This is a genomic window from Methanobrevibacter sp. (assembly GCF_036307625.1).
Lineage (GTDB): Archaea > Methanobacteriota > Methanobacteria > Methanobacteriales > Methanobacteriaceae > Methanocatella.
Window position 1 is genome coordinate 14,460 of sequence record NZ_JAXJXF010000103.1, and the last position, 17,497, is coordinate 31,956.

A 17,497-nucleotide genomic window follows, 5' to 3' on the forward strand; every position below is an offset into this window, starting at 1 on the left:
TCAAAAAAAAAAGGATTTGGAAATCTAGAAAGTTTTTGAAAGAGTCTAAAAAAGAGAAAAAAGAAAAAAAATTATTTCTTTCTATTTAATTTATGCATTGACCTGAGTACTTTAGGCACTCCAACAGAAGATACGTTTTCTATTGTGCTTTTCTTCAGTTTTTTCCTGTGAAATTCCTCAATATCAAATGTTCCATTTGCTTTTTCTTGATTGATTTCTTCTATTAGGTCTTTTAAAAGGTTTTCATAGAATTTAACAGCTTCTTCTTTAGAAAGACCAGTAGTTGGGGAAAGAACAATACCTGAACCTAAATTATATCGTTCCAACCAAAAAAGGGTTTTTAACTCATCATCTTCAATGGAGTCATAAACTACAAAAAAATGAGGGTCAATATTTTCCCAGTATGCTCTGTTTGCAGCGTTATCAAGTGTCTTTTTTTGCATATCAAAAGCTTTTGAAGAAGTACTGTCAAAAATTTTATCAACAGATTTGCTTTTCCTGAGCCTGTTGGCAAGCCGTCCAGAGAGATTATCGCTTTTTTCCATAATTGTATTTACCCAATCATCCTGAGACTCATTTCCCGCATCATTTTCACCCATTTTAGTTCCGCAATTAGGACAAAATGCACTGTCACCAACATCACTTCCGCAATTAGGGCAAAATGACTTAAGCATTTCCTCTTCGATTTTAGTTCCGCAGTTGGGACAGAACTTACTGCTGCCAACATCACTTCCACAGTTAGGGCAAAATGACTTAGGCATTTCCTCTTCGATTTTAGTTCCGCAGTTGGGACAGAACTTACTGTCCCCCGCATCATTACCGCAATTTGGACAGATAACCATTTTAAACCTCAGACATCATTTTTTAGAAATCATCGAATACATCATCGTCGACATCATCTGTGTAATAGTCTATTTCCCCGTCACCGTCTTCATCAACACCATATTCGTCGATTTCACCATCTTCATCATAGTCAAATCCAAAGGTGTCTGGATTTCCATCTCCAGTGGTGTCGGCAGCATAGGTATCTGCATAGCCATCGTGGTCAGTGTCTGCAGCAGCCACATCGATGTTTCCATCACCGTCAGTATCTTCAGCAACGAAATCGACATAGCCATCCCCGTTGGTATCAGCTGCAAAGGTATCAAAGTTTCCGTCACCAGTAGTATCGGCGGCTTCAAAATCAGCATAGCCGTCACCATCAGTATCATAGACCCCATAATCTACATTGCCGTCACCATCAGTATCATATTCGACCGCATCATAGTATCCGTCGCCATTGGTGTCATAAGCAAAAGCATCGGCATTGCCGTCACCATTGGTATCGGCAGCTGCAAAATCTGCATAACCGTCACCGTCGGTATCCGCTTCCACATAATCAAATTCACCATCACCATCGGTGTCGACAACAACAGTATCTGCATAGCCATCACCGGAAGTGTCCATAACAACAGTGTCAACATTTCCATCACCTGTTGAATCTACCCCTACAGTATCGACATTTCCATCACCTGTGGTATCCATGGCAACGGTGTCATAAGTCCCATCGCCGTCAGTATCACTGACTACTGTATCGTAATGACCATCACCACTTTCGTCAGATACAACACTTTCTTTGTAACCGTCGCCATCCAAATCTACATTTTTTTCATCAGCCATTTTATCACTACTCCCTCATAAGTTCATAATATCTTTCATCCAAATTATATGGGTCCCTATCAACCAATGTTGAAACATTCGGCAATCCTTTCTTATCATAACTAACCGTAAAATATTCCCTGGGTTTTTGAGGAGCTTGTTTTTGATTAGGTATTTTGCCTTTTTTATTTAATTTTGACACTTTTTCATCATGTTTTTCCTGGTCAAAAGTCAGATTGTCATCAGAGAGAATTGTACCTATATTGGCTGCCATCAAAACCGGAACACCAACTCCTGTTGCCATTCCCGCAACTGTCAAACCGTACAATCCCAATCTCTTTAAATTTTTATTTCTTCTTTGAACCCGTTTATATTCAATTTTTTCTTCAGGAGATAAGCTTTCAAAGTAATTCATCTCCTCTTTCTTTTTTTCCTTTTCCTTTTCAGCCTGGTCATCAATCGTATCAAATACTACCTGAAGCTGGTCGATGTTTTGTATGGTTTCATTTTCTGCTACATGGTCTTTAATATTTTTTATATTGTTAAAAAACCCCATGAAAACCACCATTACAATTTTGTGCCGCATGAGTCACAGAATGCAAAACCTTCCTGAACTTCAGCACCGCAGTTAGGGCATTTTGAATCATTCACCTTGTCTTTTAAGGAATCATTATCAAAAGTAGATGCAGCATTGTTTAGAGTATTTTTAACTTTAGTCAAATCGGCGTTTAGTTTTTCGACCTCAGATTCCAACTCTTTCTGTCTTTTTATCAATGCCTCATTTTTATTTTGTTCCTCTTCAAGGTCATCTGTCAGCTGTTTAATGACTTCTCCATAATCCTTATGTAAATCCTGTTGAATCTTAAGCTGGTCTTCAAGTTCCTTTTTGAGTTTGGCCACTACATTTTTCTGCTGAGTGACAGTTTTATTCATGTCTCTGGTCAGATTTTTATGTTTTTGAATATCTTCCTTTAAGAAGTTATTCTGTTTTATAATGGCCTCGTTTAATGAATCCTGCTGATTAAACTTAGCATCCAACTGAGACAACAATGCATCCTGCTTGTCAATGATTTTTTCAAGTCTTTCGACATAATCTTTTTCAGTTGTCATGAATACACCTACACAAAATGTTTGAATCAGTATAATAAAGTATATGAAAAATAGTATAAATAGTTAAAAAATTTTTGAATTTTAAAAAGGACAGCTTAAAAAATTACATGCAAACAATCCTTCAATTAAAATGCAAAGGTACATTTCCCACAGCATTACCGGCAATGGCAAATATTATCCCGACAGGGCAAAAAGGACTGCAACGACTAATTTTAAAAAGTTTTAAAGCCCGAAGAACAGATACACCACAAATACAATTACCATCACATACATTTCCCAACCGATTTCCTTGTACCTGCCTTCAGCAAGAGATCCGACGAAATAAGCCAGAAATCCCCATGCAATTCCAAGGGAAATGGAGTATGAAAGAATCATCATAATAATTGTCATGAAAACAGATGCTGCAATTACCTGATTGTCCCAGTGCACATCATCCAATTGAGCCATCATCATGAAACCAACAATAACCAAAGCGGCAGCAGTTACAGAAGGAGTAAACAATGACAATATTAGTGGAGCGATAAATACTGAAAGTAAAAACAATATTCCGGTCACAATAGCTGCCAAACCTGTTTTAGCACCCATACCTATGCCTGTAGCACTTTCAACAAAAGCGGTTACTGTACTTGTACCGCATATGGAACCTACTATTCCACCTACAGCATCACTTAAAAATGCATTTTCGATTCCCACCGCATGACCTTCCTCATCAATGAATCCGCACTGCCTTCCCAATGACATTAAAGTTCCGGTAGTATCAAAAAATGTAACAAAAAGCAGTGAGAACACCATCATAAAGAGGTTAGGAATATTCGAAAACAGCTGTTCGAATCCTCGTAAAAATCCTCCAAAGAGACTCATATCAAAATTGAAAGATATAACTTGAGCAGGAATTGACGGCATTAACGGATTTCCAGTTCCAAATCCTAAAAAACTGAATATGACCCCCAGTACTGCAGTGATTACCATACCGAAAAATACCGCTGCAGGCATCTTTTTAATATGGAAAACCAACGTTATCAACATGCCTATCAAAGCCAAAATTGTAGAAGGAGCAAGCAGATTGCCCATTGCAACTAAAGTTGATGAGTCGCTTACAACAATTCCAGCACCCTTAAATCCAAGAAATGCCAGAAAAAATCCGATACCAGCACCAATACCCAATTTCAAATCAATCGGAATAACATTTAAAATAGCTTCCCTCAAACCGGAGACGGTAATGATTAGAAATATTATTGATGAAATAAATACTGCAGCAAGTGCAGCTTCCCAGGAGCTTCCCATTTCCAATATGATTGTGTATGTAAAAAGGGCGTTCAGCCCCATACCCGGAGCCAGCCCAACAGGGAATTTGGCAACAAGCCCCATGATTATGCATGCAATACCTGATGCGATTGCAGTTGAAAAAAATACCGCAGTAGCAGGCATTCCGCCTTCGACCAGCATAGATGGATTTACACCCAAAATGTAAGCCATTGCAAGAAATGTGGTAATCCCAGCAATTAATTCAGTCTTGTAATCCGTTCCATTTTCGTCAAATTTGAAAAAACTATCGAACATACAAATCATCTTTGAAAAACATGAACTTATATGTATAATTTATATCAATGAAAGTAATAAGATTATCTAAAATCACCTGACCATTAATCATATTTTTATGGCATTTTTAGGACATTCCTTAACGCAATTGAGACATAATATACATTCTGTTCCGTTTTTTCTCTTTCTGGAATCATTGAGGATTTCAACATCCATAGGACATCTTTTCACGCATTTGCCGCATTCAATGCATTTATCCTGGTTGACCTTTACCCTCAAAATTGAGAAATAGCTTGAAATCTTTAAAAATACTGTTATCGGACAGACATATTTGCAAAATGCACGATTGTCCTTTAGCTTATATGCCAACAATATGCCTAAAACGTAGTAGACGGCATTTCCGATGATGAATATGTAGAACATGACCATGTCCAGGCGGTTTACCTTGAATATAAACAGTGCTGAAACTGAAGCAAAGATAACCACAAAAAGTACATATCTCACATATCCCCAGTTCTTTCTCTCATTTGCCGGAGTCTTATATGGAAGAAGATCCAATATCATTGCAATCCAGCAGGCATATCCGCACCATCCCCTTCCGAATATGAAAGGTCCGGCAATTTTGGCTATAAGATAGTGAACAACGGCCGCTTCAAATACACCTAAAAAGAGATAATACCAGAATCCTGAAATCAGCAGATTTTCCCCGCCAAATATTCCAACATATATCAGAAGATATGAACCTACCGCAAGCATTATGATATTTCTACCGAATTTATGGCCATTTTGAGTCAAAAACACTCCAACAGCCACCGAAGTTCCGATAAATGCGAAATTATATATGTAAAAAATGTTTCCAGTAAAATAATAGATTGAAAATGCAATCAGAAGAAAAATTGTTTCAATCAATACTGCTGCCTTAACTCTCATGGATTACAATATGTAAAAATAGGGTTAAATAATTATTCCATAAGGGTGAGAAAATCATAGATTATCTTGGAGGCGACTACTGCAGTGACATCCCCCAGCCTGTCGCTTGCAGTTTCCACAACATCCAAGCCGACAATGTTTTTGTGAGCAAGGGTCTTGAGAATTGATTCCATCTCATGAACCAGCAATCCTCCAGGTGTTGGATTTCCTACATTAGGGGCAACGGCAGGGTCTATGACATCCATGTCGACTGAAACGTATATCGGCCCGTCTATGTTTGTGAGATAATATTTGATTGCGTCCATGTGCTTGTGGGTGTCCCTGTTTTTGAATGTTTGGATATTGTATGTTGACTTTACGAATTCTTCCTCTTCAGTGGATGATGACCTTATTCCAATCTGGACAAGGTTTGCTCCTGCCTCATGGGCCCTTCTCATTACGGTTGCATGGGAGTATTTCTCGCCGATGAACTCGAAGGCAAGGTCCCTGTGGGCGTCAAGGTGGATTACGGTCAGCTTATCATATCTTTCGCACAGTGCCCTTATGGCACCTATGGATGCTGAATGCTCTCCCCCAATGATTATCGGCCTTAATTTCAAATCAAGAAGTTCATTTACGGTATCCTCGACAATCTGAGATGTTTTTTCACAGTTGCCTGGAACGACATTGACGTCACCGAAATCATAAAAGGTAGCTGTTAAATCCTTGTTAAAAACAGTATTATATTTTTCAAAACCAAATGAAGCTTCTCTTACAACAATTGGTCCTAAACGTGCACCGGAGTGATAAGAAGTAGTGCTGTCAAAGGGAACTCCGATTATCCCATATGAATCTTTTTTGATATTCTCATTTTCAGATGAAAATGCGAATTTCCACGGTTCGTATGTATTTAAAAGCATAATTTATCTAAAAAAGGAAAATAATGAGAGGACTTAAGCAGATCCTCTGGTTCTCATTATTTTCATGTTTCCTAAAGCGACTATGTATTCAACTTCAATACCTTCGACGATGTCGTCTTTTAATTCTTCAGGCATTGGTAAGTCGATGGTATCGTAGTTTTCCATATCCATCAATTGAACATTGTCACCTTGGATAGAAATAACTTGACCTAATCTTTTGTCAATAATAGGAATATCTACTTTGTTGTCTACAGGTTTTACAAGACTTCTTTTTTGATTGTCGAATACACCTACAGCTTCAATTCTTGCTTTTGCTGCTCCGTGTTTACCTGGAGATGAAGTAGTATAACTAATAATTTTACAAGCTTCTCCGCCTAAAACAATATATTTTCCAACTTTTAATGTTTTAATTTCTACAACTTTTGTTGACATTAATTTTCCTCCTCAAATAAAAACCGGTTTTTATAATCTCATAATAAGGAATATTATTAGATTAATATAAATTATATTTTCTATTTTATATAAAGTATTCGATTATTTGGTTTTTTGAAAAATTAAATTAAACCCTTGTTTATTAAAACCAACCACATAGAAACGGCCGCCAGGGCTAAAATAACAATTAGCCAAACTATGATGAATATTTTTTTTGTATCTTTTGCTCCTTTGATAATGTATTTTTCTCCCTTTTTGTCGCTTTTGTAATTTCTGTTGTTTTTGTAAAAGTCATCGTTTCTCAGATAGGTGTAAAAGGCTCTTGTGATAAAATAAAATACAACAATAAGAATTACCCCCGCAAAGGGAATTGTTCCTCCAGGAACAGCTATCATGATTAGTGATGACGCCAAAAGCATTGCCAGAGCAAAAAAGCAGACTGACAGAATAATCGATAAATTTTTGTTCAAAATCATTAGGTACACCTAAATATTAATATGACCTCAACACTTAAAAATTTTATTATGTAGAACGACAAAAATTAAACCAAGTGATAAGATGAAAATAGCTATTGTAAGTGGAAAAAGTGAAGGCCCTACAAAACTGAATGCCTTCGACAATGCACTAAGTGATGCAGGAATAGGAGATGTGAACCTCATTAAAGTATCAAGCATGCTTGGAGGAAATGCAGAAATCAAAGAACTGCCAAAACTAAAAGCAGGCAGTATGGTGAACTGCGTTCTGTCTGAAATCACATCAGACAATCCTGGAGATAAAATAACTGCAGTCATTGCAGTAGCAATTGGAGATGAACTTGGTTGTGTGGTTGAGACAACCAAAACAAATGAAGACCTTAAGGATGTAGAGGATGAGGCCAAATTTATGGTCAGATATATGATGGAGAAACGAAATGTCGAAATCAGGGATTTGATTGTGGAATCATCAACAGCAACTGTAGAAAATATCGCATCAGTTGTTGCATCAGTCATATACCTAAAAGACGATATTATTCAGTGATAACATGGATGCACAGGACAAAAAAATAGCAACAGACCTTTCATATGAAATTATAAAAGAAGTAAGTAGAGCGATAAGACCTTATGTCGGAAAGCCTGAATCCGGAGAAAAGGTGAAAATCGGTGCCGACGGCACACCAACATCATTCATCGACATTGTCGCCGAAGAGAAAGTCATCAACATTTTAAAGAATGCACCGGTATTGTCATACATTGTCAGTGAAGAGATTGGAGAGTTGAAGCTTGGTAAAGGAACAAAAAGAAGCATCAGCCTAACACAGGAGCTCAGGCGTGACGATATTGAAGATGAGGAAAGGCCGAAGTTCATATTTCTGGTCGATCCCATTGACGGAACCAGCAATGCAATCAAGGAAATTCCTGCATACGGCATTTCAATAGCCGTTGCAAGCGTGCCTGAAGGAAGGATTGCCACATTAAATGATGTTGAGCTTGGTTTTATCAGCAACTTCGGAAACGGGAACTTCTTTGAAGCCGAAAAGGGCAAGGGATGCTGGCTCAACAACGAGGAAGTTCATCCGAGCAACATCGTCAATTTCAGTGACATAACCCTCGGAGGGTTTACAAAAAGCGGAACATCCACCGCATCCCAACTGGTCGACAATGCAAGAAGAATGAGAGTTCTTGGAAGTGTGGTTCTCGAAATATCATACGTTGCAAGCGGAAGATACGATGCATTCATCGACCTGAGGGGAAGCAGAATCATCGACATTGCTGCATCCAAGCTTATTTTAGAGGAAGCAGGAGGAATCATTACCGACAAGTATGGTGAAAAACTGAACAACAAACTAAGCATCCATGAAAAAACCATAGTGATTGCAGCCAACAACAAAATCCTCCACAAACAGATGATCGATACCCTAAACGACAATCAGACTGACTTTATCGGAAAAATCGGAATCGTCAGCAGAATCGACCAGGACCGTCCGATACTCTTTGCTGCAAAAATTATCGATTATCTTCTCACCAACGGAAGGGAAGTTGTCATTGAAAAAAGACTTGCAAAGGAACTTCAAAAAATCAAGGAACATCCGAAGCTGGACAAGATTATTGCAAAAACCAAAAAGAACTATCCGGATCTCGCTCCGTTTCTGGATGACATCAACTTCAAAATCGACTATCCTCAAATCGAGTGCAACATCTTCGACTTTGACTGCGACATGGCAATCGTTCTTGGAGGGGACGGAACACTCCTAAGAGCACAGTCAAAGATGAAACCTGAAACTCCAATCTTCGGAGTGAACATGGGAACAGTCGGATTTTTAACAGAAATCGAAGCGGCTGACACATTCCATGCACTGGAAGAAGTTCTCAAAGGCAACTATTACAAGGAAAAAAGGTCAAAGCTTGTGGTATCCCACGAAAACCACCACTACTCCGCAATGAACGAGGTGGTCATAATGACAGACAAGCCTGCAAAAATGCTTCACTTTGAAATCCAAGTGGACGGAGAAATCATTGAAGAGGTAAGGGCTGACGGACTGATTGTTTCAACCCCAAGCGGTTCGACAGCTTATGCAATGTCTGCCGGAGGTCCGATTGTGGATCCGAAAGTGGGAGGATTCATCATAATTCCGATTTGTCCTTATAAGTTGGGAGCAAGGCCGTTCATCGTATCCGACAACAGTGAAATTACCGTGAAACTGCTCAAAAAGGGTAAGACTGCAGTGTTTGTAATGGATGGTCAGAGAAACGAAGAGGCTGAATACGAGGAAGAAATCAAGTTTAAAAGATCAGAAAAGGACGTCTATCTAATCAGAACATCAACCAAATACTTCTACAAAAAGGTAAAAGACAAACTAAGCGAAGGCGGAATTAACAAGAACCGGTGCTAAAATGCATTACATAGTAATCGATATGACCCATGGAGGGGTAAAGATTGCTGTCAGCCTTGCCAAAAGGGGCAGGATTGTTCATGCTGTCGACATCTACAATACCCTGAAGCCCGTTGAGGAAAGGATGCTTGAAGTCTACAATGTAAATGTCATCACTCTGGAGGATTTGGCAAATCTCAAATGTGAAGTCTGTGTCATATCACCGATTCACCTTCCTCTGACACACGATGAAATAAAGGATTACAATCCAAACTTAAAGTATGAGTTCTTAACCCATCACGAGGCCATAGCCGAAATCCTTGAAGGCTGGGGAGACGACATCAAAAAAATTGAAATCACCGGAGTCAAGGGAAAGACAAGTTCTGTGTTTATGCTCAAGGAAATACTTGTTGATGAAAATCCCCTGATATTGTCAAGCCTGGGTGCGCTTGTTTATGAAAACGGAAAAGAGATTGTCCTTAAAAAAGACATTTCCATCACCCCTGCAAACATCAAGCAAACAGTTGATCTTGCATACAAGCTGGCCAATCCCATCTGCAAAATTGAAAACGGCAGGCCAAAAGGAGAAAATGCGAAAATATATTTCTCCGCCATTTTTGAAAGCTCTCTTGGCGTGAGCGGAATAGGCGATGTCGGCCTTTTGACAAACATTGCCGAAGACTATCCTATTGCCGGCAAAAAAAGCTCAGCAAGCAGGGCAAAGTCCCAGGTCTTCAGATGCAATACTGTAGCATGCCAGAAGGAAAGCTTTGATGAGTACTATAGCGATATAAAGCATGACAAGGTCAATACATTCTCCCTTGATGATGATTGTGCAGACCTATATGCCATGGATGTTTCATACTCTCTTGACGAAACAGAAATCCGCATCAAATACGCCAATGTCAAAACAGTCAACAACAACATTTCAGATGGTGAAATATTGGTTAAAACCTTTGCACCGGGACCTCACCACGTGTCCAATGTCCTGGGAGTTGTGCTTACAAGTTTATGTCTTGAGATTTCCCACGAAAAAATCATCACCGGATTGAAGAACTATAAGGGAATTATCGGGCGAACAAACAAGAAAGTGATTGAAAATAGCATTATAATTGAAGAAATCAATCCTGGAATCAATACGCAGGCCATAAAGGAATCCATAAACATGATTGACAATATTGACGATTACTATGTATGCATCGGTGGAGACTATGGAATCACATGCGAAGAAATCGATGAGGAAAAATTAAGCGACTTTCTGGACACACTTGACTGTGAGCTTATACTGACCGGAGATGTGGGTCATTCGATTTCGCAAAAACTGACCAGAAATGCAACATTCATTAGGAATTATCCTGATTGCTATTCAAAGGCAATAGAAAACAACAAAAATCTTCTTTTTATCTATCGCTCCAACTACAGCAAAATTTCCCAGAGATGATTTTCTAGAAATTTCTAGTAAAAATTGAAACATTTAATTATAACTAACAATAAAAATTAAAAATGTAAAAATTTCTTATAAGTTATTAACTTATAATTGAAGAAAATAAAAATGGAGATAATAAATGATTGTTGGAACTAGAGGTAGTCAATTAGCTTTAGCACAAACAAACCAAGTATGTGCCGATTTGAAAAGATTAACCAAAGAAGCGATTGACGTGGAAATTATAAAAACCAAAGGAGATAAAATCACAACCTCCCAATTGTACAATATGGATTCTAAGGGCCTTTTTACCAAGGAACTGGACATTGCACTGCTTGAAGAGGAAGTCGATTTTACAGTCCACAGTTTTAAGGATTTGCCTACCGAACTCGATGAAGACTTGGAAATCGTAGCAGTTCCGAAACGTGAATCTCCGCATGAAGTACTTATTTCTGAAAAAAGCTGGGATGAACTGGGTCCTGGATCAAAGCTTGGAACCAGCAGTCTTAGAAGAGAAGCATTCTGTAATCATTACGAAAAGGAATTTGAACTTAAGCCTATCAGAGGAAATATCGAAACCAGAATCAATAAGGTTTTTGAAAGCGACCTTGACGCTACACTAATGGCAGAGGCAGGATTGAAAAGGTTGAACTTGACAAAATACATCAAAACCATATTTCCACTTGACTACATCACTCCGCCTGCAGGACAGGGAGCTTTGGCAATAATTACCAGAAAAGATTCCGATGTAAAGGACAAGATTTCCAAACTCAATGATTATGTTTCAATGCAGGAAGTATTGTCAGAAAAGAAAGTGCTTGAAGAGTTAGGCGTTGGATGCCAATGGCCTATCGGTGCGATTGCACGCATGAATGATAAAGAATTTAATATTTATTCCATATTACTGACCAAGGATGGAGAAATCCTTAGGGAGCAAAGCGAAAAGGGTTCAATTAAAGATGCTGTCAAACTTGGCGGAAGGATTGGAAAACTTTTCGAGGATTATGTTTAAACGGAGGAATTGAATTGAGAACTGTAAACGTAGGAGTTATTGGAGTAGGCGCGATGGGTGAAAACCACGTTCGTGTATACCATAAGATGGAAGAAGCTAATTTAATTGCTGTTTCTGACGTGAGCGAAAGAGCACTTAAAAAAATCGAGAAGAAATATGGTGCCAAAGGCTATACGGACTATTGCGAACTGCTTAACAATCCAGATATTGAAGTTGTAAGCGTTTGTGTACCGACCACTTTCCACCACGCTGTGGTAATGGAAGCAATCAGACACAAAAAGCATATTTTGGTTGAAAAGCCGATTGCATTTACATTAACCGAAGCTGAAGAGATGATTGCTGCTGCAAAAGAGGCAGGAGTTATCCTTGCAACAGGACATGTAGAAAGATTCAACCCTGCTGTTCAAAAGGCAAAAGAGCTTATTGATGATGGAGTTATTGGAGATATAGTATCCGCTTTTGCAAAAAGAGTAGGACCACTCCCACCAAGAATCAAGGACGTAGGAGTATCAATCGACTTGGCAATCCACGATTTGGACATCATGAACTACCTGTTTGAAGAAGACATCACCCAGGTTTACGGAACAATGAACAGCAGTTTTGATGATTCAGAATTCGAAGACCACGCTGAGATAATGGTAAGCTTCGACAATGAATCAACAGGAATTATTGAAGTGAACTGGCTGACTCCGTACAAACGTAGAGAATTGGAACTCACAGGAACCGCAGGTATCATTTCCGTTGACTATATCCAACAAAGCATCGAAGTTTTCGGTAAATTTGCTCAAGATATTGAAATCAAACATGAAGAACCTCTTAAAGGAGAATTGAATTCATTCCTCCATGCAGTTGTTGAAGGAAAAGAACCTGAAATCACAGGTGAAGATGGACTTAAAGCTCTTAAAATGGTTATTGCTGCTAACAAATCTTCAAAAGAACATAGACCAATTAGTTTAAATGAACTCGAATAGGTGAGAAAAGTGAAACAAAAATTAATTCAAAAGGCTCAGGAACTCAGGCAACATGGGTTCACCACTGGAGAAATTGCAGATGAACTTAACGTAAGTATGGACACTGCAAGATGGTTAACTTTACAAAAAACAGCTGAAGTTAAGGCCGATGCTCCAACCGACATTGCTATCAACTGGAAAAGTATCGGTGGAAACTCCGCACGTTTAAGCTATGTTTCAAGTGCATTGAGCGACTTGACCCTATCATATGGTGAAGCGGAAGTTGTCTGCGGAATTGCGGTTAGTGGTATTCCGTTTGCTACCCTTATGGCGGATTTATTGGAAGACATGACTGGCGTCGACACTTCTCTTGCAATATTCCACCCTCACAAACACAGAAAAGATACTGATGACACAGACGATGAAGGTACCATCAGTACCAACTTCGGAAGCGTAGAGGGCAAAAAGGTCGTTATTGTAGATGACGTCATCACCAGCGGAAAAACAGCACGTGAAGTTATCCACACAGTTAAGGATTTAGGTGGAGAACCTCTCTGTGTAGTTGTTTTAATCGACAAGGCAGGTCTTTCCGAAATAGAGGAAGTTCCTGTAGAATCTTTAATTAAAGTCGGCAGAATTTAAATCTGCCAAACCACTTATTTTTTTAATTTTTTAAAACTCTGACAGCTTAAGCGTCAAAAAAAAAGGAAATGTTATTTTTTCATTTACTAGAAAAATTCTAGTAAATGGATTTGAAGTAATTTTAATTGCTGATAAGCCCTTAAAATTACCGGTCAATTCAGCACAACTATGTCAAATCATTTGATGAAAATCAAAGGATTGTTATTGCTAGAAATTGATGTTCAAGTCATTCATCAAATCGTTGATTTTTCCGTTGAGCTCATCCATTTTTGAATCTATCTTTTCCCTATCCCCTTTCAAGTCCTTGAGGCGAATGAAGTCACCGTCATATGTATCCACATATCTTGAAACCGCAAGGTTGAAATCATTTTTTGCAAGTTCCCTTAATGGAACAATTTCAGAGAACTTTTCAAATGGCCTTCTTTCATTGAGGGCTTCAACAACCTTGCCCATGGTTTTATCATCCAATAGTAAATTGCGTCTCATAAGTCCGGAAACGGCATTAGGTGATGGCATGGTGCCGTAATTATTGGAAAGATCAATGAAAACAATATCATCATACATTCTCTTTTTCTTGAATACGATAATGACTTCGGGACGAATTACTCTGTCCATACCTTCGGGAAGTGAGATGACAGCGTCGATGTAGTTGTTTTCATATGTCAGGAACTTTCTTAAAAGCGTGAGTGAATTTTTAAACAGGAAGTTCTGTGAAAGTGAAACCACCATCATTCCATCGTCTTTAAGTGAATTAATCATGTTGATTAAAAAGAGAAACTCGCTGTCCTTAAGGCTTTCATATTCACCGGAAAATGAAATGGCATCTTCCTTTTCGATTTGTTTGTACTTGTTTTCGATAATCTTCAGGGCTTCAATGACCTGCTTGTCGTCACCAAGCCTGTCCATGTCAAGGTTTGAAAGCAGTTTCCTTTTGAAATCAGCATCACTGTCTTCTGCTGGAATTTCAAGGCTTTGGCGTTTGAGCCTTTCTTTTGAAATGTTTCTGAATCTGCTTGGAACCTTTGATACGATCATGTCGAAGGACTTGCCGTCCACCGCCATTGAGTCTATGGAATTTTCGTTGCACAAAAACACCTCATCAAAGTCCAGTTCATTTATGAATGCCTTTATGATTGAATAAAAGTAAAGAAGCTCATCTTTCTCCTTGCCGTAAATGTCAATGGCGACACCTTCCCTTTTGAGGTTGAAAAGTATTGATGCGTCCTTCAAAAACGGGTCATATGCATTGCCTCTGCTTTTGCGTTGGGAAAACACTATCTTTGATATTATGTCGGTGATGTAATCGGGGGTTGACATTAACCTGCCGAAAATGGAATATGCAATTGCGTCATATGCCTGTGCGTATGTGAAGTCATTTTCAAAGACATCAAGCTTTGAAAGTGAAAAGAGATAGTTGTTCATAAACGAGTTCATCTCGTCATTGATGTTTAGGGAGTAGAGGTCCATCTGCTTTGACAAAATCCCGATTATCTCTTCAAAATAGTGTTTGGCTCTGTTTTCATCCGAAAATGTTATGTTGTCATTCAAAAGCCTGAAAAATCTCGGTGAAAATATATCCTCCACAATGCTGTCTGTGATGTGGTTGTCCATATATGCTGAAGGGTCTTCGATGAAGTATCCAAGATCGCTTAGAGCAATGTGTCTTAAATCCTGGATTCCCTCCGGAGTCTGGTAAAATGTCTTCAGATAGCCTTCATCGCCTGCAATGTTGCGCATAAGATGGTCTTTCAGCCTGTCTGAAAGGTATTTGTATAGAAATCCGTAGAGAATAAAGTAGTTTAGATTGGAGGTGTCGTTTTTTCTTGTTTTTCTTAAAAGATTTGTCAGTATCTTTCTGTTGTGGGACTTTTGACTAAACATCGATTCCACCGTCCCAGAGTTCATTCAGAATTCCTTCCTTGAGGTTCTGGTCATATTCAACCAATGCCTGGTCATTGGCAATCTTTTCGTTGATTGTATCAAGCAACTCGGCAGCCTTGTCCTGTGTTTTTCTGTCTGGCAGGACAAGTTCCAGTTCCTTTATTTCCTTGAGTGATGTGTGAGGTATCCTTTCGGTACTTCCAAGCTGGTAAAGCTGTTTTTTGACATGCGCATTGGTGAGAAGATGCGCTACAAATGAAGGATTGTGGTGTTCTGTAAGCCTGATGATGGCAATCCTGTCACTTACGACAAGATTTTCCCGGTCGACGCATACGACATCATACGGATAAGGCATCTTCATAAGTATGTCACCGGATTTTGTGAAATATCTTGATTTTGGCATTCTAAGCTTCATTTTTTCAAAATCATCCAGTACACCATCCTTTTTTATTGATCTTTGAACTATGACTTCGAATGTTTGGTCGCCTTCATCCTTGTATCTTCTGTATGAAAGACCAGATATTATCTCTGCAATGCTGCCGAGTTTTACTTTGTTCATGTTTTCGCCTCTAAAGATTGAATCAGGTCCCGAAGACCCCCTTCGGGACCATGTTTGAGCCAATGGTTTTGGCCCATAGTGCCAGGTGATGCGGCACGTCATGGTATTCTTCAATGTAGGTGAAAAAGGTATGCCTTTTCCACATCATGTACATTGACTTAAATAGTGAAAGTTGGCTGAAATAAGCATGTTTGCGGTTGTAAGATTTTTGCCAGACCTGGTACTCCTGGCATCTGAGCAGATATTTTATATCTCTTCTTAGTGCGTCCATCTTTCGGTATTCTTCCCGACTTGGAGGGTTGGAGAGATTGTAATAGTCGTTTTGAAACTGCCTAATCTTTTTATTTAGCAACAATTCCCTATTGTAGTAGTCGTTATTCTTATTCCTTCTATATTTGTTGTTTTTCCTCTTCATGATCAGTCCTGCACTGAAGGCCTACTGGTATAGGCCTCCAAGGTCGTCCATCTCGACTTCTTCGGGAATTTCTTGAGGGTCCATTTTTTCGGCAGACACGCCTCCGATTACGCCAACACTTTGGATGTTGGACTTGAGAACCGCAGTTGAGGTTATGCCAGGGCCTTGCGGAGAGAGAACAAACAAGTCAAGGAATGTGTCGTCCTCATCGACGATGAATGCAGGTTCAATGCATTCTGCAGCCTTGGTTTGGACCTTGATTAAAATGTGCTTGGCCTCATTTTCCCCTTCGATTCCGATTTCACGTCTTATGTTTTCATCAAGATTTCTTACTTTTTCTGACCAGTTGATTGTGTTTGCTTTTTCTAACTCATTCATTATTATCATATCCTACGTTTTTTATATGCTCACCTTAAAAGATAATACATGTGAACAATGATGATATCTTTTTTAGGAATAGATTTCTATTCCTTGTGTATCTTTTTGGTAAAAATACACATTCGCATATATACATTATTTCCAATAGTATATATACTTTTTGGCATTTTTCATTATACTTTTTTCAAAAGTGCAATTTCATACCAATGTAAATAGTAATATATTGCAAATCATATATAAATTTTATCTTTTTTAAGAAAATGCAAAAAATTTCAGATGTGTCAAGTCACATGAACACAAACATGCAATGCACACATCACAAATTAAATAACCGCAAACATAATCAATTGTAAAATTAAGCACACACCAACAGGTAAACTTTAAAAAGAGAAAAAAATTACTTATAAATCTATTTTAGTTTAATTTTAAAACATTGTAGAAAACATGCCAAAATTTAAGTGAATATCAATGTTGTTTACTTTTTTTTCACCAATAAGAAAAAGCATAAATGAAGAAATAGATGCATTCGACCAAATTCCATTAAAAACACAAGCAAAAACAGAACACTACAAACTAAATAGTGCAACAATCTTCTGGCATGATGTTTACGCTCGAAGAATGAATGTAGAGAATGTTATATCTGTAATAAAAATAAGATCCCATGGAAAAAACTATAATAGATGCACAAAACTCCAAATTGAACTACCTCGACTTTGGAGAAGTCGAGGATTTTTACTTCACGGGCTGATACTCTCCCACGAGAGTAGGATTACCGTGCTATCCCCCCTGCTCCAGAGGTTCATTGTTTCATCGATTAAATCTGTTAATCCTTGTTTTAGAA

The 17,497-nt window shown here is 38.5% G+C and carries 20 protein-coding genes; 7 read left to right on the top strand and 13 right to left on the bottom strand.

What is annotated here, in order from left to right; all coding sequences use genetic code 11:
* Positions 1 to 71: 71 nt before the first annotated feature.
* The 9 genes from UIB65_RS06720 to UIB65_RS06760 all read right to left on the bottom strand — a co-directional run bounded on the left by UIB65_RS06720 (position 72) and on the right by UIB65_RS06760 (position 7,024).
* Positions 72 to 842, bottom strand: coding sequence for a zinc ribbon domain-containing protein (locus UIB65_RS06720; protein WP_330040449.1), 771 nt, complete (start codon positions 840 to 842; stop codon positions 72 to 74).
* Positions 843 to 864: 22 nt separating this feature from the next.
* Positions 865 to 1,659 (bottom strand): hypothetical protein, encoded by a 795-nt coding sequence (locus tag UIB65_RS06725; protein ID WP_330040450.1) that lies wholly within the window; start codon positions 1,657 to 1,659, stop codon positions 865 to 867.
* A 7-nt stretch (positions 1,660 to 1,666) separates the two neighbouring features.
* Positions 1,667 to 2,194, bottom strand: a complete 528-nt coding sequence (locus UIB65_RS06730) for a hypothetical protein (protein WP_330040451.1) — start codon at positions 2,192 to 2,194, stop codon at positions 1,667 to 1,669.
* An 11-nt stretch (positions 2,195 to 2,205) separates the two neighbouring features.
* On the bottom strand, positions 2,206 to 2,748 hold the full coding sequence (locus UIB65_RS06735; RefSeq protein WP_330040453.1) for a zinc-ribbon domain-containing protein: 543 nt from the start codon (positions 2,746 to 2,748) through the stop codon (positions 2,206 to 2,208).
* A gap of 222 nt (positions 2,749 to 2,970) precedes the next feature.
* Positions 2,971 to 4,308, bottom strand: a complete 1,338-nt coding sequence (locus tag UIB65_RS06740; protein WP_330040455.1) for an NCS2 family permease — start codon at positions 4,306 to 4,308, stop codon at positions 2,971 to 2,973.
* Positions 4,309 to 4,395: 87 nt separating this feature from the next.
* Positions 4,396 to 5,217, bottom strand: a complete 822-nt coding sequence (locus UIB65_RS06745) for a 4Fe-4S dicluster domain-containing protein (RefSeq protein ID WP_330040456.1) — start codon at positions 5,215 to 5,217, stop codon at positions 4,396 to 4,398.
* A 32-nt stretch (positions 5,218 to 5,249) separates the two neighbouring features.
* A complete protein-coding gene (speB, locus tag UIB65_RS06750; RefSeq protein WP_330040457.1) occupies positions 5,250 to 6,116 on the bottom strand; it encodes an agmatinase in 867 nt (288 codons plus the stop codon).
* Between the two features lie 33 nt (positions 6,117 to 6,149).
* Positions 6,150 to 6,548 carry a translation initiation factor IF-5A gene (locus UIB65_RS06755; protein ID WP_330040459.1) on the bottom strand — a complete coding sequence of 133 codons (399 nt, stop codon included), beginning with the start codon at positions 6,546 to 6,548 and terminating at the stop codon, positions 6,150 to 6,152.
* Between the two features lie 122 nt (positions 6,549 to 6,670).
* Positions 6,671 to 7,024 carry a hypothetical protein gene (locus UIB65_RS06760; RefSeq protein ID WP_330040460.1) on the bottom strand — a complete coding sequence of 118 codons (354 nt, stop codon included), beginning with the start codon at positions 7,022 to 7,024 and terminating at the stop codon, positions 6,671 to 6,673.
* 82 nt (positions 7,025 to 7,106) lie between these two features.
* Between UIB65_RS06760 and UIB65_RS06765 the strand changes: the two genes are divergently transcribed.
* The 6 genes from UIB65_RS06765 to UIB65_RS06790 all read left to right on the top strand — a co-directional run bounded on the left by UIB65_RS06765 (position 7,107) and on the right by UIB65_RS06790 (position 13,423).
* A complete protein-coding gene (locus UIB65_RS06765) occupies positions 7,107 to 7,565 on the top strand; it encodes an arginine decarboxylase, pyruvoyl-dependent (RefSeq protein ID WP_330040463.1) in 459 nt (152 codons plus the stop codon).
* Between the two features lie 4 nt (positions 7,566 to 7,569).
* Entirely contained in the window at positions 7,570 to 9,417 is a 1,848-nt protein-coding gene (locus UIB65_RS06770) for a bifunctional NADP phosphatase/NAD kinase (protein WP_330040464.1), read from the top strand.
* 1 nt (position 9,418) lies between these two features.
* A complete protein-coding gene (gene cfbE, locus UIB65_RS06775; RefSeq protein ID WP_330040465.1) occupies positions 9,419 to 10,837 on the top strand; it encodes a coenzyme F430 synthase in 1,419 nt (472 codons plus the stop codon).
* 124 nt (positions 10,838 to 10,961) lie between these two features.
* A complete protein-coding gene (hemC, locus tag UIB65_RS06780) occupies positions 10,962 to 11,831 on the top strand; it encodes a hydroxymethylbilane synthase (protein ID WP_330040466.1) in 870 nt (289 codons plus the stop codon).
* 14 nt (positions 11,832 to 11,845) lie between these two features.
* Entirely contained in the window at positions 11,846 to 12,802 is a 957-nt protein-coding gene (locus UIB65_RS06785; protein ID WP_330040467.1) for a Gfo/Idh/MocA family oxidoreductase, read from the top strand.
* Positions 12,803 to 12,811: 9 nt separating this feature from the next.
* A complete protein-coding gene (locus UIB65_RS06790; protein WP_330040468.1) occupies positions 12,812 to 13,423 on the top strand; it encodes an orotate phosphoribosyltransferase-like protein in 612 nt (203 codons plus the stop codon).
* A 207-nt stretch (positions 13,424 to 13,630) separates the two neighbouring features.
* Here UIB65_RS06790 and UIB65_RS06795 read toward each other — a convergent pair whose 3' ends face one another.
* The 4 genes from UIB65_RS06795 to UIB65_RS06810 are packed head-to-tail and all read right to left on the bottom strand — an operon-like array spanning position 13,631 to position 16,656.
* On the bottom strand, positions 13,631 to 15,304 hold the full coding sequence (locus UIB65_RS06795; protein ID WP_330040469.1) for an N-6 DNA methylase: 1,674 nt from the start codon (positions 15,302 to 15,304) through the stop codon (positions 13,631 to 13,633).
* Complete coding sequence (locus UIB65_RS06800) at positions 15,297 to 15,863, bottom strand: restriction endonuclease subunit S (RefSeq protein WP_330040470.1); 567 nt, start codon at positions 15,861 to 15,863, stop codon at positions 15,297 to 15,299. Before UIB65_RS06800 ends, UIB65_RS06795 begins: the two co-directional genes overlap by 8 nt.
* Positions 15,864 to 15,885: 22 nt before the next feature.
* Positions 15,886 to 16,278, bottom strand: a complete 393-nt coding sequence (locus UIB65_RS06805) for a hypothetical protein (protein ID WP_330040471.1) — start codon at positions 16,276 to 16,278, stop codon at positions 15,886 to 15,888.
* A 21-nt stretch (positions 16,279 to 16,299) separates the two neighbouring features.
* Entirely contained in the window at positions 16,300 to 16,656 is a 357-nt protein-coding gene (locus tag UIB65_RS06810; RefSeq protein ID WP_330040472.1) for a hypothetical protein, read from the bottom strand.
* Between the two features lie 468 nt (positions 16,657 to 17,124).
* On the opposite strand from UIB65_RS06810, the gene UIB65_RS06815 reads away from it, so the two are divergent.
* On the top strand, positions 17,125 to 17,497 hold a 373-nt coding region (locus UIB65_RS06815; protein WP_330040473.1), incomplete at its 3' end, for a hypothetical protein.

Coding starts and splice junctions, on each gene's coding strand:
- UIB65_RS06720 (WP_330040449.1), bottom strand. CDS start 842: ATGGTTATCTGTCCAAATTGCGGTAATGATGCGGGGGACAGTAAGTTC.
- speB (WP_330040457.1), bottom strand. CDS start 6,116: ATGCTTTTAAATACATACGAACCGTGGAAATTCGCATTTTCATCTGAA.
- UIB65_RS06740 (WP_330040455.1), bottom strand. CDS start 4,308: ATGTTCGATAGTTTTTTCAAATTTGACGAAAATGGAACGGATTACAAG.
- UIB65_RS06735 (WP_330040453.1), bottom strand. CDS start 2,748: ATGACAACTGAAAAAGATTATGTCGAAAGACTTGAAAAAATCATTGAC.
- UIB65_RS06805 (WP_330040471.1), bottom strand. CDS start 16,278: ATGAAGAGGAAAAACAACAAATATAGAAGGAATAAGAATAACGACTAC.
- UIB65_RS06730 (WP_330040451.1), bottom strand. CDS start 2,194: ATGGGGTTTTTTAACAATATAAAAAATATTAAAGACCATGTAGCAGAA.
- cfbE (WP_330040465.1), top strand. CDS start 9,419: ATGCATTACATAGTAATCGATATGACCCATGGAGGGGTAAAGATTGCT.
- UIB65_RS06745 (WP_330040456.1), bottom strand. CDS start 5,217: ATGAGAGTTAAGGCAGCAGTATTGATTGAAACAATTTTTCTTCTGATT.
- UIB65_RS06755 (WP_330040459.1), bottom strand. CDS start 6,548: ATGTCAACAAAAGTTGTAGAAATTAAAACATTAAAAGTTGGAAAATAT.
- UIB65_RS06765 (WP_330040463.1), top strand. CDS start 7,107: ATGAAAATAGCTATTGTAAGTGGAAAAAGTGAAGGCCCTACAAAACTG.
- UIB65_RS06725 (WP_330040450.1), bottom strand. CDS start 1,659: ATGGCTGATGAAAAAAATGTAGATTTGGATGGCGACGGTTACAAAGAA.
- hemC (WP_330040466.1), top strand. CDS start 10,962: ATGATTGTTGGAACTAGAGGTAGTCAATTAGCTTTAGCACAAACAAAC.
- UIB65_RS06800 (WP_330040470.1), bottom strand. CDS start 15,863: ATGAACAAAGTAAAACTCGGCAGCATTGCAGAGATAATATCTGGTCTT.
- UIB65_RS06760 (WP_330040460.1), bottom strand. CDS start 7,024: ATGATTTTGAACAAAAATTTATCGATTATTCTGTCAGTCTGCTTTTTT.
- UIB65_RS06770 (WP_330040464.1), top strand. CDS start 7,570: ATGGATGCACAGGACAAAAAAATAGCAACAGACCTTTCATATGAAATT.
- UIB65_RS06810 (WP_330040472.1), bottom strand. CDS start 16,656: ATGAATGAGTTAGAAAAAGCAAACACAATCAACTGGTCAGAAAAAGTA.
- UIB65_RS06795 (WP_330040469.1), bottom strand. CDS start 15,304: ATGTTTAGTCAAAAGTCCCACAACAGAAAGATACTGACAAATCTTTTA.